16 protein-coding genes are annotated in these 14,661 nt (G+C 62.9%); 6 read left to right on the top strand and 10 right to left on the bottom strand.

Annotated features, from left to right (window positions below):
• Positions 1–15 precede the first annotated feature (15 nt).
• Complete coding sequence (locus V4T21_RS15380; protein ID WP_332718406.1) at positions 16–462, bottom strand: hypothetical protein; 447 nt, start codon at positions 460–462, stop codon at positions 16–18.
• A 104-nt stretch (positions 463–566) separates the two neighbouring features.
• Between V4T21_RS15380 and V4T21_RS15375 the strand changes: the two genes are divergently transcribed.
• Positions 567–1,205 (top strand): TetR/AcrR family transcriptional regulator, encoded by a 639-nt coding sequence (locus V4T21_RS15375; RefSeq protein ID WP_332718404.1) that lies wholly within the window; start codon positions 567–569, stop codon positions 1,203–1,205.
• Between the two features lie 61 nt (positions 1,206–1,266).
• Here the strand turns inward: V4T21_RS15375 and V4T21_RS15370 are convergent, their stop codons facing one another.
• Positions 1,267–1,734: a hypothetical protein gene (locus V4T21_RS15370; protein ID WP_332718401.1), complete on the bottom strand. Its 468-nt coding sequence runs from the start codon at positions 1,732–1,734 to the stop codon at positions 1,267–1,269.
• Positions 1,735–1,947: 213 nt separating this feature from the next.
• Between V4T21_RS15370 and V4T21_RS15365 the strand changes: the two genes are divergently transcribed.
• From V4T21_RS15365 to V4T21_RS15345, 5 genes are all read left to right on the top strand, one after another.
• A complete protein-coding gene (locus V4T21_RS15365) occupies positions 1,948–2,700 on the top strand; it encodes a hypothetical protein (RefSeq protein ID WP_332718399.1) in 753 nt (250 codons plus the stop codon).
• A gap of 218 nt (positions 2,701–2,918) precedes the next feature.
• The gene (dld, locus tag V4T21_RS15360; protein WP_332718396.1) at positions 2,919–4,610 is read left to right on the top strand and encodes a D-lactate dehydrogenase; all 1,692 of its coding nucleotides are present in this window, start codon (positions 2,919–2,921) and stop codon (positions 4,608–4,610) included.
• A 139-nt stretch (positions 4,611–4,749) separates the two neighbouring features.
• Complete coding sequence (locus V4T21_RS15355) at positions 4,750–6,735, top strand: PhoX family protein (RefSeq protein WP_332718394.1); 1,986 nt, start codon at positions 4,750–4,752, stop codon at positions 6,733–6,735.
• Positions 6,736–6,867: 132 nt separating this feature from the next.
• Positions 6,868–7,734, top strand: a complete 867-nt coding sequence (locus tag V4T21_RS15350; protein WP_332718391.1) for an aldo/keto reductase — start codon at positions 6,868–6,870, stop codon at positions 7,732–7,734.
• Positions 7,731–8,249, top strand: coding sequence for a DUF1697 domain-containing protein (locus V4T21_RS15345; protein WP_332718388.1), 519 nt, complete (start codon positions 7,731–7,733; stop codon positions 8,247–8,249). Before V4T21_RS15350 ends, V4T21_RS15345 begins: the two co-directional genes overlap by 4 nt.
• Before the next feature lie 165 nt (positions 8,250–8,414).
• Here the strand turns inward: V4T21_RS15345 and V4T21_RS15340 are convergent, their stop codons facing one another.
• From V4T21_RS15340 to ehuD, 8 genes are all read right to left on the bottom strand, one after another.
• A complete protein-coding gene (locus tag V4T21_RS15340; protein WP_332718386.1) occupies positions 8,415–8,633 on the bottom strand; it encodes a hypothetical protein in 219 nt (72 codons plus the stop codon).
• Between the two features lie 54 nt (positions 8,634–8,687).
• Entirely contained in the window at positions 8,688–8,897 is a 210-nt protein-coding gene (locus V4T21_RS15335) for a cold-shock protein (RefSeq protein ID WP_332718384.1), read from the bottom strand.
• 232 nt (positions 8,898–9,129) lie between these two features.
• Positions 9,130–10,500, bottom strand: coding sequence for an aspartate aminotransferase family protein (locus V4T21_RS15330; RefSeq protein ID WP_332718381.1), 1,371 nt, complete (start codon positions 10,498–10,500; stop codon positions 9,130–9,132).
• Positions 10,501–10,691: 191 nt separating this feature from the next.
• Positions 10,692–12,182 carry an NAD-dependent succinate-semialdehyde dehydrogenase gene (locus V4T21_RS15325; protein WP_332718379.1) on the bottom strand — a complete coding sequence of 497 codons (1,491 nt, stop codon included), beginning with the start codon at positions 12,180–12,182 and terminating at the stop codon, positions 10,692–10,694.
• Positions 12,183–12,372: 190 nt separating this feature from the next.
• Positions 12,373–12,537, bottom strand: coding sequence for a hypothetical protein (locus V4T21_RS15320; protein WP_332718377.1), 165 nt, complete (start codon positions 12,535–12,537; stop codon positions 12,373–12,375).
• A 5-nt stretch (positions 12,538–12,542) separates the two neighbouring features.
• The gene (locus V4T21_RS15315; RefSeq protein ID WP_440589662.1) at positions 12,543–12,998 is read right to left on the bottom strand and encodes an Lrp/AsnC family transcriptional regulator; all 456 of its coding nucleotides are present in this window, start codon (positions 12,996–12,998) and stop codon (positions 12,543–12,545) included.
• A 193-nt stretch (positions 12,999–13,191) separates the two neighbouring features.
• Entirely contained in the window at positions 13,192–13,971 is a 780-nt protein-coding gene (gene ehuA, locus V4T21_RS15310) for an ectoine/hydroxyectoine ABC transporter ATP-binding protein EhuA (protein WP_332718375.1), read from the bottom strand.
• Complete coding sequence (gene ehuD / locus V4T21_RS15305; protein WP_332718373.1) at positions 13,968–14,660, bottom strand: ectoine/hydroxyectoine ABC transporter permease subunit EhuD; 693 nt, start codon at positions 14,658–14,660, stop codon at positions 13,968–13,970. Before ehuD ends, ehuA begins: the two co-directional genes overlap by 4 nt.
• Position 14,661 lies beyond the last annotated feature (1 nt).

Here is a 14,661-nt window from a genome sequence, read left to right as displayed (position 1 = left end):
TTTTTTGCGTTTCCCCTATCGGGTGGTGACCGTTACCAGTGCGGTGATGGGCTGGCCATCGATCAGAATGGGCTGGTGATGGTCGTCGGCAAGGAGCACGCCGATGACGTGTTCGCCCTCGGGGCTTGGGCAATGGCCGAAACGCGCCTTGACGAGATCGCCGCCGAAATCGCTGTTCATGCTGTTATAGGCGCGGCCGGGGATGTTGCAGCTATCCCCGTCGGGATCGATCTTCATATGGATATGGCCGCATTGGGCGTTATCGCCACACTGGCCGGCCGGCAGCAGGGCGAAATTGCTTTCGACGACGATGCCGATGGCCTGCTCGGGATCATCGCCGAGCTCGATTGTCGATCCGGGCTGGGGCCAGACGATATCGAGCGTGGGATGCTCCTGGGACAGGGCCGGGGTGACAGACACTATAGCGGCCGCGAGCGTGGCCGGGACGAGAGCGCGAAGCATGAGGGAACCTCCATTGACAATGTAATCATTGATTACATTGGATGCGCGATCCGGCAAGAAAATAATCAGTGCTTACATATCACAACCATGTTAGGCGTGAGCCTATGAAGCCAACCGAAAAGCCGCGCCCCTACCATCATGGCAATCTTGTCGAGGCGCTGATTGCGGCGGCCATCGACATCATAGAAGACAGCGGCGTCGAGCGGTTGTCGGTGCGGGAGGTGGCCAAGCGGGCGGGCGTTTCGCCCGGCGCGCCGTTTCGCCATTTCAGCTCCAAAGCCGCCCTGCTGACCGCCGTGGCCGAACAGGCGATGGAGAAACTGGTGGCGGCTGTGGACGCCGCGCAGGCCCATATCGGGGCCGACGACCCTCTCGGCGGCATTGAAGCCATCGGGCGGGGTTATCTCGACTGGGCCATTTCAAACCCCACCCATTTCCAGATCATCAGCTCGCGGACGCTGATCGATTTCGATGCATCGCCCAGGCTCCGGGAGAGCAATGAGGCCCTACGCCAGAGGATGATCGCGCTGCTCGAACAGGCAAGCAGCGAAGGCCGGATCGCGGATGGGTTGGATTTCGACCGGCTCGTTCTCGCATCGCGCGCCCTTGTCTATGGCCTGGCGCGCATGGCGATCGATGGACACTTTCCCGAATGGCATCCCCATGAGGACCCGCGAGAGGCGGCGGCGGGAGCGTTGCGTCTGTTCATTGCCCAAATGGCGGCATCGAACACCGGCTCATAGGCCGAAAGACCGGACAAAGGCGGCTGGGCCCAGGGCCTCGCCGCCTTTGCTGCGTGCTTCGCTACCGGATGGCGCGTGAACCGGATGCGAAGCGTGCCCAGGTGATGGTTTCGGATTCGCCACCCGCCTCAACGGTGAGCTGATAGTGGGAATCGAGGCGGCCGGCGGTCGTGTTGCACGGCGGCAGGAAACCATAATTGACGGTAGTGGTGCCCGACGCGTCGGACGCAACGCGCGTGCTGCGGTGATTGAAGGTGCTGCCATCGCTCAGGCGGTCCTGAAGATGGAGGCGGATCGGGACGCCGGCGACGGGCCTGTGGCGCACGGTGACGGTGGGGGCCTGGCCCTGCCCGCCAAGGTCGCGGCAGAGATTGGCCTGGGTCATGGGACTGATGGTAACGCCTGCGATGTCGAAAGGCTGGGCGGGCGCGGCATCGGGCGCCGCGTCACCGCGCGTCGTGGCCGAGCACGCAGCGAGGGCCAGCACGGCCAGCGAAGAGACGGCCAGACCGGCGATCTTGTTGATCATTGCGATTGAACTCCTGTTTCCCTTGGCGCCCGCGCGGAACCATCGCGTCCCCCACCGCGCCATCCGAAGTCCTAGCCAGCATCGGGTTGCCGGTCAGCGGCAAAACGGGGAAGAATGGGAAGCGGGCGGAAAAAACGGGCTCGATTTGCTAGGAATATCAATTTGCTGGCATTAAGGTCGGCGTGCTGACCTTCTCGATGGTTTGGGGGAACTATGATCGAGACGCATGATTGGCATCGCTTTGGCGACTGGCATGAGCTGTTCGACGCGCTCTGCATTGAACGGGGTTATCTCGACAATCTGGCGCTGGCCGAGAAGCTGTGCGCGGCCAATGGCAATCCCACCCACAGCGCGTTCGAAACCGCGGTCAAGAACCTGCGCAACTGGCGCGCCGGGGTGCATCTGCCGCAACGCAAGAACTTCGCCCTGCTGGGCCGGATTCTCGAGATCGACCGGCACGAGGGGGTGCGGCAGCACTGGAACGCGCTTTATCGCGCGAGCCGGATCAAGCCGGTGACGGTCGAGCCGGAGGCCGTGAGCGAGGGGGCGGAGGACGGGGCTTCGACGCGGGCGTTGTGGCCGGTGGCTGCGGGGGTTGTATGCATCGGTATTGCGCTCGTCGGATTGTTGCTGTTCTGGCCGCGCGAGGTGGACGATCCGGTGGGCAGTTATGACGGGGTGATCGCTGAATATGTGCGCAATGTTTCCATCAGGGTGGGCGATGCCACGATTATCCATGGCGCGCGCGGCAATGAGTGCGGGCCGGCGCCAACTTGGGAAGAGGCCATGCCGCTGTTGCCCGAACTCGTGACGGGACGGCTTTCGGATGGCGGCGTGGGTACGCGGTTCAGCCGCCAATGCGGTGGGCGAGTGCCGGCGCGTGCGATCCTTTTCACGGCGACAGCGGCGGGGACCGAGCAGATCGATCTTTATGGCGATCCGATTGTGATCAGGGTGAGTGAGTAAGGGGGGAAGCACTTCTGCTGGGGGGTGGGAGCGCTGCATGGGTCCTCGGGTCAAGCCCGAGGACGACGAGGGGGAAGGAAAAGGAAGAGGCGTGTTCTAGCGCTGGAGGGTGGGTGTAATGGGGAGTGCCGAAGCTGGGGGATTTATTTCGGCAAGCCGGTGCGGCATGGGGCAAGAATGCGTAAGGTCGGTTCGATTCAACCACAGGCTTTTCCAGTATGACCGATGCTCTGATTTCCACTCTTCGTTCGATTGCCGGGGCGCGGCATGTGCTGGTGGGGGACCGGACGACGCGGCGGTATCGGAAGGGGTATCGGTATGGGGATGGGGAGGTGCTGGCGGTGGTGCGGCCGGGGACGCTGGTCGAGCAGTGGCGGGCGCTCAAGGCGTGCGTCGAGGCGGGGGTAGCGATTATCGTCCAAGCGGCCAATACGGGGCTGACCGGTGGATCGACGCCGTTCGGGGATGGGTATGACCGGCCCATCGTCATCATCAACGTCATGCGGATTGCCCGGGTCGATCCGATCGGGGGCGGGAGCCAGGTAATCGCACTGCCCGGGGCAACGCTCGACAGGCTGGAGAAGACGCTGAGGCCGCTCGGGCGCGAACCCCATTCGGTGATCGGGTCGAGCTGCATCGGGGCGTCGGTGATCGGCGGGGTGTGCAACAATTCGGGCGGGTCGCTGATCCAGCGCGGGCCGGCCTATACCGAGATGGCGCTTTATGCCCAGGTGGATGCGGCAGGAGAGCTCAAGCTGGTCAACCATCTGGGGGTGGAGTTGGGGGACGAGGCCGAGACCGAGACCATGCTGTCGCGGCTCGATGCGGGGCAATATACCCAGGCCGATATCGCGCCGGAGGGCAATCGGCGGGCGTCGGACCATGATTATCACCACCATGTGCGCGATATCGAAGCGGAGACCCCTGCCCGGTTCAACGCCGATCCGCGAAAGCTGTTCGAGGCCTCGGGGAGCGCGGGCAAACTCGCGGTGTTTGCGCTCAGGCTCGATACGTTTCCGGCCGATACCGATACGCAGGTTTTCTATATCGGCAGCAATGATGCGGGGGAATTGGCGCGGATCAGGCGGCATATGCTGAGCCGGTTCGAGACGCTGCCGATTGCCGGGGAATATCTGCACCGGGACGGCTACAGGCTGACGCAAAAATACGGCAAGGACGTTTTCCTGATTATCAAGCTGCTGGGCACCGACAGGGTGCCTGCGGCGTTCGCGGCCAAGAGCTGGATGGATGGGATTACCGAAAAGCTGGGGTTGGGCGGCGCGATCTCGGACCGGATCGTGCAGTTTGTGACCGGGCTTTGGCCCGAGCACCTGCCCCGGCGGATGAACGATTATCGCGAGCGGTTCGAGCATCATCTGATGATCCGGATGGGCGGGGACGGCGTGGCGGAGGCGCGGGCCTATTTCGAGGAGATTTTCCCATCCGCGACAGGCGAATATTTCGAATGCACGCCGCAGGAGGGAGCGGATGCGTTTCTGCATCGGTTCGCGTTTGGCGGCGCGGGCGGGCGGTATCGCGCCGTGCATCCCGACGCCGTCGAGGACATATTGGCGCTCGACGTGGCGCTGCCGCGCAACGAGATCGACTGGCTGCCCGAATTGCCGCCCGAGCTCGACGCGCAACTGGCCTATAAATCGGTGTGCGGGCATTTTTTCTGCCATGTGCTGCACCAGGACTACATGGTCATAAAGGGTGGCGACGTGGGCGCGATCAAACAGCGGCTGCTCGAATTGCTCGATACGCGCGGGGCGGAATATCCCGCCGAGCACAATGTGGGGCACCTTTATGCCGCCAAGCCGGCGCTTGCGGAGTTCTACCGCGAACTCGACCCGACCAACACGTTCAACCCCGGAATCGGGAAGACATCGAAAAAGCGGGAATGGGCATAATGTAATGTCATAACAGTGTTATGAGCCATCAATAGCGTTCCCGGCGAGCGGGGCGGATTGGACGCCCGCGCTCTCCGAACGCTCATGGAAATTGGCCTCACACCTGCCCATGAGCCCTCAACCATTCAGGGCTTTTTCAATGAACGAGCATAATCCCACTTTCCCTACACAGGGACTCGAAAACGCCGAATTCGAGCCGACCAACCCCACCAGCACGCCCACCATGGGCGAGCTGATTTCGCGCCGCTTCTCGCGCCGCGGGTTCTTGAAGGGTTCGCTGGCAACCACGGCCATTGCCGCCACTGTGAGCCCGCTGGCACTGCTGACGGCCGAAAAGGCCCGCGCGCAAGAAGGCTCGGCCTTTTCGTTCACCGAAGTGACCGCCGGCGTTGACGCCGACCATCACGTGGCCGAGGGCTACAACGCCGACGTGCTGCTGCGCTGGGGCGATGCGGTGACCAATGGGGCGCCCGAATTCGATCCCACGGCCCAGACCGCCGAGGCGCAGGCCCAGCAGTTCGGCTACAATAACGACTATGTGGGCTATGTGCCGCTCGAGGGTTCTTCCGAGCACGGGCTGCTGCTGGTCAACCATGAATACACCAACGCGCACCTGATGTTCCCTGGCCTGGTCACCATCGTCGATGGCGAACCCCAGCAGGGGGCGCTGACCGAAGAGCAGGTCAATATCGAGATCATGGCCCATGGCGGGTCGGTCGTCGAAATCGAAAAGGTGGACGGCAAGTGGCGCCGGGTCGAGGGCAGCCCCTATAACCGCCGCATCACCGGCGAGACCGAAATGGAAATCACCGGGCCCGTCGCAGGCCACGATCGGTTGAAGACCAGCCAGGACGATACCGGCACGCGCGTCAGCGGCACGCTGAACAATTGCGCCGGCGGCACGACGCCCTGGGGCACCTATCTGATGGCTGAAGAAAACTTCCACAGCTATTTCTCGGGCGAACTGCCCGAAGGCCACCGCGAAGCCGCCAATTACGAACGTCTCGGCGCGCCGGGCAATGGCTATGACTGGTTCAATTTCCACGACCGGTTCGACCTTTCCAAAGAGCCCAACGAAATGAACCGTTTCGGCTGGGTGGTCGAAGTCGATCCGATGGATGCGAACTCCACCCCCAAGAAGCGCACCGCGCTGGGCCGCTTCAAGCACGAGGGTGCCGAATCCATCGTGGCTCCGGACGGGCGCGTGGTGTTCTATTCGGGCGACGACGAGCGCTTCGACTATGTCTATAAGTTCGTGACCAACGGCACTTTCGATCCGGACAATCGGCAAGCCAATATGGATCTGCTCGATGACGGCACGCTCTATGTGGCGCGGTTCGACGAAGACGGTTCGATGGAATGGCTGCCGCTGGTGTTCGGCGAAGGCCCGCTGACGACCGAAAACGGCTTTGAGAGCCAGGCCGACGTGCTGATCGAAGCCCGCCGGGCCGGCGATCTTCTGGGCGCGACCCCCATGGACCGCCCCGAGGATATCGAGCCCAATGGTTCGAACGGCCGCGTCTATGTGATGCTGACCAACAACACAAACCGCACCGAAGACCAGATCGACGCCGCCAATCCGCGCGCCGAGAACGCCTTCGGCCACATCATCGAAATCCACGAGGATGGCGGTGATTTCGCGGCGACGACCGGCACATGGGAAGTGCTGCTCCAGTGCGGCGATCCCTCGATTGCCGAAGTGGGCGCGACCTTCTCGACGGCGACGACCGAAAACGGCTGGTTCGGCATGCCCGACAACGCCGCAGTGGACAGCGAAGGCCGGCTGTGGGTTTCGACCGACGGCAACAACAACGCGGTCACCGGCCGTACCGACGGGCTTTGGGCCGTCGACACCGAGGGCGATGCCCGCGGCACCTCGAAACTGTTCTACCGCGTGCCGGTGGGCGGCGAGATGTGCGGCCCCCTGCCCACCCCCGATCTCACGACGTTCTTTGTCGCCGTGCAGCATCCGGGCGATGGCGGGGACGATTGGGAAGGCCATGGCCGCCCGTCCTACTATGAGGATCTTTCCACCCGCTGGCCCGATTTCCGCGACGACATGCCGGTTCGCCCGGCGGTTGTGGCGATCACCAAGGCCGATGGCGGCAAGATCGGCATGGGCTGAGGCCCCTGCCCTTAGCTGAATAAAGGAAAGCCGATGCGCGGGGCGTGTCGGCTTTTCTGCTTTTGCGGGATGGGTGGCCATCTCCCCGTCGCATTGGCTAGGCTAGATGACTGAGGAAAAAGGAATCACCCCATGAGCACCCAATCGACCGCCGCGCAATCGGGCACGTTCACGCTTGGCAGCTTCACCATAAACCGGCTCGGTTTCGGGGCGATGCGGATCACCGGGCGGGGGATTTTCGGCCCACCGAGCGATCGCGAGGGGTGTCTGGAGACGCTCAAGCGGCTGCCCGAACTCGGGGTGAACTTCATCGACACCGCCGATTCCTATGGGCCGGACGTTTCCGAGGAGCTGATCAACGAAGCGCTGCATCCCTATGAGGGGATGCTGATTGCCACCAAGGCGGGGCTGACGCGGCCCGGGCCGGACCGCTGGGCACCCAATGGGATGCCCGAATATCTGGTGGGCCAGGCGCTGGGCAGTCTCAAGCGGCTCGGGGTTGAGCAGATCGGGCTTTGGCAATTGCACCGGATCGATCCGCGCGTGCCGCGCGACGACCAGTTCACCGCCGTTCGCTATCTGCTCGACCAGGGGATCATCGCCAATGCGGGGCTGAGCGAGGTTTCGGTCGAGGAGATCGAGGCAGCGCGCAAGGTGTTTCCGGTGGCGACGGTGCAGAACCGCTACAATCTTGTCGACCGGCAGAGCGAGGACGTGCTGGACTATTGCGAGAAGGAAGGGATCGGGTTCATCCCGTGGTTTCCGCTGGCGGCAGGCAATCTCGCCAAGCCCGGATCGGTGCTCGACGATGTGGCCAAAAAACATGGGGCGACGCCGAGCCAGATCGCGCTGGCGTGGGTTTTAAAGCGCAGCCCGGTGATGTTGCCAATTCCGGGGACATCCAAGGTCAAGCACCTCGAAGAGAACGTCGCGGCGGCGGGGATCGAATTGTCCGACGAGGATTTTGCCCAGCTCGACGAGGCCGGACGGGGCAAATGACCGCCTATGTCGCGCTGCTGAGGGCCGTCAATGTCGGGGGCACGGGCAAGCTGCCGATGAGCGAACTCAAGGCCATGTGCGAGGCCGAGGGGTTCGGGACCGTTTCGACCTATATCGCGAGCGGAAATGTGGTGTTTTCGTCGGACCGCGGCGAGGACGAGGTGCGTGCCGGGCTGGAAAAGCGCCTCGCGGCCTATGCGGGCAAGCCGGTTGGCGTTGTGGTGCGTACAGGGGCGGAAATGGCGCGGGTTCTGGCCGGCAACCCCTTTCCCGACGCCAAGCCGAACTGGACAGTGGCGATATTTCTCAACGCGCCGCCACCCGCCGATGCATTGGGGACGGTGCGCGACCGAACCGATGAGGAGGTCGCGCTGGGGGAGCGGGAGATCTATGTCGCCTATGGTTCGGGGATGGGGCGATCCAAGCTCAAGATACCGGCGGCCAAGGAAGGGACGGCGCGCAATATCAACACCATAGCCAAGCTGGCGGAGATGGCGGCGGCGGTGGAAGGGTGATCGAGATTTGGGGTCAATCGGCATTCGAAAACGACGTCAATCGCCTCGCTGGCCGTGGATAGGCTGCTGCTGGACCCCGGGAATAAATCCCGGGGTGACAGGGGGTTAGGTGTAGGCAGGATATTGCCTAAAACTCAGACCGTCATTCCGGGCGTTCGTGCCCTGTCAGCGGCGGGCGGTGCGTTTGGTGGGGCGGCGTTCGGCGGCGAGGCGGTCTTTTTCGACCTGGTCCTGGCGCTCTTTTTCCAGCCGCAGGGCGCGCAGGCGCTCGGTCTTGGCACGGGTGGCCTCAAGGGCGACCTCTTCGAGCCGGAGCGCCTCTTTTTGGCGCGCTTCCATTTCAGCGAAGCGTGTCTTGGCGTTCGGGCGCGGCGCGTCGGCCATTGCGACCTCCAAAAACAATGAGGCCGCCTTGCGGCGGCCCCTGGTTCTCAAACCTTATTCGGCAGGCTGGATATTGACGGCCGAAGCGCGACCGTCGCGGCCCTTTTCCAGCTCATAGGTCACAGCCTGGCCTTCGACCAGGGTGGACATGCCCGAGCGCTCGACGGCGGAAATGTGGACGAAAGCGTCCTGGCCGCCCTGGTCAGGCTGAATGAAGCCGAAGCCTTTGGTGGTGTTGAAGAATTTGACTTTGCCGGAGATCATCATCGGATCCTTTTCGTGGCGATTTGCCTGCGGGCGACATGCGCGCAAGCCAGTCCGGTCGCGAGACGGCCGAACCTAAACGTCTTGCAGATCAGGATATCCAACGTGCCGGCTAAGCCGGATTTCAGGTAGCCAAGAGCATCAAGCGTATTTGAGCAGCTTACAGCACCAGCCGTCGAGACGCAAGACTGCGCCGATGCCAGTCTTTCAAGTCACTTTTGCTGAAAACACCCTACCCCAATACTGTCTTTATCGCTGCAACGGTCTTTTCCACCACGATGTCGGCCTCTTCGCGCGTGAGGCAGAGCGGCGGCGCGAAGCCGATGATATCGCCCTGCGGCATGGCGCGGGCGATGACCCCGAGCTTGACCATTTCGGCGACGATGCGGATCGCGATTTTTTCGGACGCATCGAAGAAGGTGAGGTTGTCGCGGTCCTTGGCCAGTTCAACGGCGCAGAGCATGCCTTCGCCGCGCACTTCGGCGATGTGGGGGTGATCGCCCAGGGCCGCCGTCATCTGCGCGTTGAGATATCCACCGGTTTTCCCCGCGTTTTCCACAAGCCCGAGACTGTCGATGAGCTTGAGGTTGGCGATGCCGGCGGCGGCGCCGATGGGATGAGCCGAATAGGTCCAGCCATGGCCGATGGGGCCGTTTTCGTCTGTGCCCTGTTCAAGGATTTTCCAGAGCCGGTCGCCGATGATCGAGCCCGAGAGCGGGGCGTAGGCCGAGGTCAGGCCCTTGGCGATGGTGATGATATCGGGTTTGAGGCCGTAATGGTCCGAACCCATCATCGAGCCCAGACGGCCGAAACCGGTGACGACTTCATCGACGATGAGCAGGATATCGTGCTTGTCGAGGACCTGCTGGATGGCTTGCCAATATCCGGCCGGGGGCGGGACGATGCCGCCGGTGCCCAGCACGGGTTCGCCGATGAAGGCGGCGATGGTATCGGCGCCTTCGCGCGCGATCAGGGCTTCGAGCTCGGCCACGCAATGGGCGGTGAAATCGGCTTCGCTCATCTCGGGGCGCGGGCGGCGCAGATAGTAGGGAGCTTCGGTGTGGACCACCTGGGGGAGCGGCAGGTCGAACTTGTTGTGGAAGCTCGCAAGGCCGGTGAGAGAGCCGGTCATCAGGCCCGAGCCGTGATAGCCGCGCCAGCGGGAGATGATCTTCTTTTTTGCCGGACGGCCCAGGATGTTGTTGTAGTACCAGACGAGCTTGATGTTGGTTTCGTTGGCGTCGGACCCGCCCAGGCCGAAATAGACCTTGCTCATGCCGGCCGGCGCGCGGTCGAGGATCATCTTGGCGAGCGTGATCGAGGCTTCGGTGCCGTGGCCGACATAGGCGTGGTAGTACGCGAGCTCGCGGGCCTGTTCGGCGATGGCCTCGGCGATCTCGGTGCGGCCATAGCCGACATTGACGCAATAGAGGCCCGCGAAGGCGTCGAGCAAGCGGTTGCCGTCACGATCCTCGATATAGACGCCCTTGCCGCCGGTGACGATCCGGTTGGGGCTTTCGCCCCGGGCGTGCTGGGCGAGATGGGTGGAAGGGTGGAAGAAATTTTCCCGGTCCCAGCGGTCGAGTTGATCGTTTGAAAGCATTGGTTTTGTCCTAGTTCTAATTTCGAATTCTTGTGCTTGGTGCCGGCTCAGCGCACCCCTCATCCGACCGCTTCGCGGCCACTTTCGTCATTCAAATCTCTCCACCGGAGAGATTTGCCCTGCGGGACATTCCTCAATCCCTCAAGGGGAGAAGGGGTGATTGTCGCAAACGTTTCGGCAGATACACAGCACTATGCCCAGTCGCGGCAGACATATTTGACCTCGGTGAACTCCTCCATGCCGAGCCGGGCGCCCTCGCGGCCGAGGCCCGATTGCTTGAAGCCGCCGAAGGGGATGGGGGCGCCGGTGACCTTGGTGCGGTTGACGGCGACCATGCCGAACTGGAGCTGACGGGAGGCGCGGTAGATGCGGCGTGGGTCCATGGTGTGGAGGTAGGCGATCAAGCCGTATTCGGTGGCGTTGGCGCGGGCGATGGCTTCTTCTTCGCTGTCGAAAGGGGTGAGCGCGGCAACGGGGCCGAAGGTTTCCTCGTTCATGATCAGCGCGTCGGCGGGAACGTCGGCGAGCACCGTGGGCTGGAAGAACAGCGGGCCCTGCGGATCGACCTTGCCGCCGGCAAGGCAGCGCGCGCCTTTGGCGAGGGCGTCTTCGACGTGGGAGACCTGCTTGGCCACAGCCTTTTCGTTCATCAGGGGGCCGATATCGGAATCGGTCATGCCGGGGCCTATGGCAAGAGCGCCGGCGGCTTCGGCGAAGCGGGTGCAGAAGGTTTCGTAGATGCGGCGATCGATGAAGAAGCGGTTGGCGCCCAGGCAATCCTGGCCCGAGGTGGCGAATTTTGCCTTGATGGCTTCCTCGACGGCCTGATCGAGATCGGCGTCGGCGAAGACGATGAAGGGAGCGTGGCCACCCAGCTCCATCACCAGCCGTTTCACCGTATCGGCAGACTGGCGGTAGAGCAGCTTGCCGATTTCCGTCGAGCCGGTGAAGGAAAGGACACGCACGCGGGGGTCGGCGGTCCAGGGCTCGACTATGGTGGCGGCCTTGCCGGTTATGACGTTGAACGCACCGGCCGGGATGCCGGCGCGGGTGGCGAGGACGGCGAGCGCTGTGGCCGAGAACGGGGTTTCGGAAGACGGATGGACAAGGCAGGTGCAGCCGGCGGCGAGCGCGGCGGCGGCCTTGCGGGTGATCATGGCCGAGGGGAAATTCCAGGGGGTGATCAGCGCGGCGACGCCGGCGGGTTCGCGCCAGATTTCGACCTCGGCATCGGGGAGGTGCGAGGTGACGGATTCGATATTGGGGCGCTTGGCCTCTTCGGCGAAGAATTCAACGAACGAGGCGGCGTAGGCGATTTCGCCACGCGCTTCGGAAATCGGCTTGCCCTGTTCGGCGACCATGATGCGGGCGAGGTCCTCGCGGGCATCCATGATCAGATCGTACCAGCGGCGCAGGATGGCCGAGCGCTCCTGGGGGAGAAGCGAGGACCAAGCCGGGAAAGCATGCTGGGCGGCATCGATGGCGGCGCGGGACTGATCGGGGGAGAGGGAAGGAACGGTGCCGATAATGTCGCCGCTGGCCGGATCGATGACGGCGATGGTTTCGCCCGAAATGGCCGATGTCGGCTCGCCGCCGATATGGGCAAGCTGGCAGAACAACCCGGCATCGGTCAGTTCGTCGGCGAGGCCGGCGGGCGCGTATTTGGCGGACAGGCTGGACATGGCGGCAACTCCAGTGGAGATCACGCGACCATATCGGGGAATGGGGAGAGGCTGGCGCCAAACTTGGGGGCGCGGAGGCGATGGTTCTGCTGATTTATCGAGCTTAAAACGATAAATATTCCGTCGTCGCCGCAACGATCATGGGACGGATAAGTAAGCGGCTTTCTTCTATCCTGGCTTCGCTAGAAGCTCAGCTCTCCTCGACTATCTGTCCATGAAGCTCGGCAATGTGGGCACGAACCTGTTCGATGGTCAGGCCGCTTTCTGGATGGGCCTTGAGTTCGTCATAAGCAGGGACAACTTCATTGATGAGCCATTGCTCAAGCTTTTGATCCTGATCGTCTGAATCGCGCATTGCCCCTACCCCGCCTCGGCGATCGCGGTGACCGGCAGGGGTGTGTCTTTTACCGGGGCGGTGACGACGTAGGAATAATAGCGGCGGACGCCGATGCGGGCGGCGAGGAGGTTGTCGATCAGGCGCTGGTATTCTTCGAGATCGCGGGTGATGACCTTGACCATGTAGTCGATGCCCCCGCCCACGGCCCAGCATTCGACGATCTGGTCGATCTTGCCGATGGCTGCCTCGAAGCGCGTGAAATCCTCGGCCTGGTGACTTTCGAGCTCGATCTGGACGAAGACGATGGTCAGCGGACCGAAGGCACGGAGCGAGATGCGGGCGCCGTAGCTTTCGATGATGCCGGCGTCTTCGAGGCGCTTCAAACGCTCCCAGCACGGGGTGGGGGTGAGATTGACGCGTTCGGCAAGCGTAGCCTTGGGTATGCGACCCTCGCGCTGGAGGATCGATAGGATCTTCAAATCCCTGTCGTCGAGCTTGAGTTGAGCCTTTTGAATGACGACGCCCCCCTTCTGGCCGAATGCCGGTGTTCCGGCGTGAAGGGTACTACCGGGAGGGACACAACGTCCAGATTCGCGGGGAAAAAATTTCAAAGCCACAGTCCCGCCGGAAACAACCGGCGGGCGGGACGAGAAACGGTTGCGGTTTCGAAGGTCAGTTGTCTTCGAGAACCGCTTTCAGGAATTCGCGCGTGCGCTCCTGCTTGGGCGCGGTGAACAGATCCTCGGGCTTGCCTTCCTCGAGAACCTTGCCGCCATCGAAAAAGCAGACGCGGTCTGAAATCTGGCGCGCGAAATTCATTTCGTGGGTGACCAGAAGCATGGTCAGATCATGCTCTTCGGCCAGTCGGCGGATGACGCCGAGCACTTCGCCCACCAGTTCCGGATCGAGGGCCGAAGTCGGCTCGTCGAACAGCATGATCTTGGGGCGCATGGCGAGGGCGCGGGCGATGCCGACGCGCTGCTGCTGGCCACCGGAAAGCTGGTGGGGGTATTTGTCGGCGTGTTCGGTCAGCCCCACCATTTCGAGCAGATCGTCGGCGCGCTCCCTGGCCTCGGCCTTGGGGACGCCGAGCACCTGGACGGGGGCCTCGGTGAGATTGCGGCGCACTGTCATGTGCGGGAAGAGATTGAACTGCTGGAACACCATGCCCATCTTCTCGCGCATTTTGCGCAGATGGGCCTCGCTTGCGGGCTTGAGTTGCCCGTCGGGGCCTTTCTCGTGCCAGAGCGTGTCGCCATCGACATAGACGACGCCGCCCGAAATGGGCTCGAGCGTCATGAGGATGCGCAGGACCGTGGACTTGCCCGAACCCGAAGGGCCGATGATGGTGACCTTTTCGCCGGGCTGCACCTGGAAATCGAGTTCGTTGATGACCGTGAAGGTATCGAAGCGTTTGACCACCTTGTCGAACTTGATGATGGGGTCGGTCATTTGAGCGGAATTCCTCTCTTGGGCAAAGCGCGGTCGACGAAACGGACTGCGCTGGACGCCAGCAATGTCATGATCAGGTAAAGCCCGCCCACCATCGAGAGCGGAATGAGATAGTTGAAAGTGCGATCGCCGATGATCTGGGCGACGCCCAGCAATTCAAGGACGGTGACGACCGAAAGCAGCGGCACGTCCTTCATGATCGACACGAGATAATTGCCCATGGCCGGGACGATGCGCGGCAGTGCCTGGGGCAGGATGACGTGGGTGAAAGTGCGCGTGCCCTTGAGGTTGAGCGCGCGGGCCGCCTCGTGCTGACCGCGCGCCACCGCCTCGATGCCGGCGCGGTAAACCTCGGAGGTATAGGCCGAATATTGCAGGCCCAACGCCAGCGCGCCGGTCATGAAGGCGGGCAGGATCAGGCCGTATTCGGGCAGCACGTAATAGAGGAAGAACAACTGGATCAGCAGCGGGGTGTCGCGCAAGAATTCGGTCACAACCGTTGCGGGCCAGGCGATGATCTTGAGCGGCGCGGATTTGAGCGCGGCCCAGACCAGCCCCAGGACCAGGGCGATGGCGAAGCCTACCACGGTGGCCTGCAACGTCACCCACAAGCCGCGCAGGAGGATGGGCAGGATGGAGACGGCGAAGGTCCAGTTGTTGGTGGTGTCCCATTCAATTCCGAACAGCATG

This window comes from Pelagibacterium mangrovi, from assembly GCF_036662815.1.
GTDB lineage: Bacteria > Pseudomonadota > Alphaproteobacteria > Rhizobiales > Devosiaceae > Pelagibacterium > Pelagibacterium mangrovi.
Note: the sequence above shows the minus strand (reverse complement) of the source record. Positions and strands in the feature narration are given on the sequence as shown.

Excerpts from the sequence above, each read along its gene's own strand:
- V4T21_RS15370 (WP_332718401.1), bottom strand. The coding sequence starts at position 1,734 with ATGATCAACAAGATCGCCGGTCTGGCCGTCTCTTCGCTGGCCGTGCTG.
- V4T21_RS15365 (WP_332718399.1), top strand. The coding sequence starts at position 1,948 with ATGATCGAGACGCATGATTGGCATCGCTTTGGCGACTGGCATGAGCTG.
- V4T21_RS15355 (WP_332718394.1), top strand. The coding sequence starts at position 4,750 with ATGAACGAGCATAATCCCACTTTCCCTACACAGGGACTCGAAAACGCC.
- V4T21_RS15375 (WP_332718404.1), top strand. The coding sequence starts at position 567 with ATGAAGCCAACCGAAAAGCCGCGCCCCTACCATCATGGCAATCTTGTC.
- V4T21_RS15320 (WP_332718377.1), bottom strand. The coding sequence starts at position 12,537 with ATGCGCGATTCAGACGATCAGGATCAAAAGCTTGAGCAATGGCTCATC.
- V4T21_RS15345 (WP_332718388.1), top strand. The coding sequence starts at position 7,731 with ATGACCGCCTATGTCGCGCTGCTGAGGGCCGTCAATGTCGGGGGCACG.
- V4T21_RS15325 (WP_332718379.1), bottom strand. The coding sequence starts at position 12,182 with ATGTCCAGCCTGTCCGCCAAATACGCGCCCGCCGGCCTCGCCGACGAA.
- V4T21_RS15330 (WP_332718381.1), bottom strand. The coding sequence starts at position 10,500 with ATGCTTTCAAACGATCAACTCGACCGCTGGGACCGGGAAAATTTCTTC.
- V4T21_RS15335 (WP_332718384.1), bottom strand. The coding sequence starts at position 8,897 with ATGATCTCCGGCAAAGTCAAATTCTTCAACACCACCAAAGGCTTCGGC.
- ehuD (WP_332718373.1), bottom strand. The coding sequence starts at position 14,660 with ATGCTGTTCGGAATTGAATGGGACACCACCAACAACTGGACCTTCGCC.
- dld (WP_332718396.1), top strand. The coding sequence starts at position 2,919 with ATGACCGATGCTCTGATTTCCACTCTTCGTTCGATTGCCGGGGCGCGG.
- V4T21_RS15350 (WP_332718391.1), top strand. The coding sequence starts at position 6,868 with ATGAGCACCCAATCGACCGCCGCGCAATCGGGCACGTTCACGCTTGGC.
- ehuA (WP_332718375.1), bottom strand. The coding sequence starts at position 13,971 with ATGACCGACCCCATCATCAAGTTCGACAAGGTGGTCAAACGCTTCGAT.
- V4T21_RS15340 (WP_332718386.1), bottom strand. The coding sequence starts at position 8,633 with ATGGCCGACGCGCCGCGCCCGAACGCCAAGACACGCTTCGCTGAAATG.
- V4T21_RS15380 (WP_332718406.1), bottom strand. The coding sequence starts at position 462 with ATGCTTCGCGCTCTCGTCCCGGCCACGCTCGCGGCCGCTATAGTGTCT.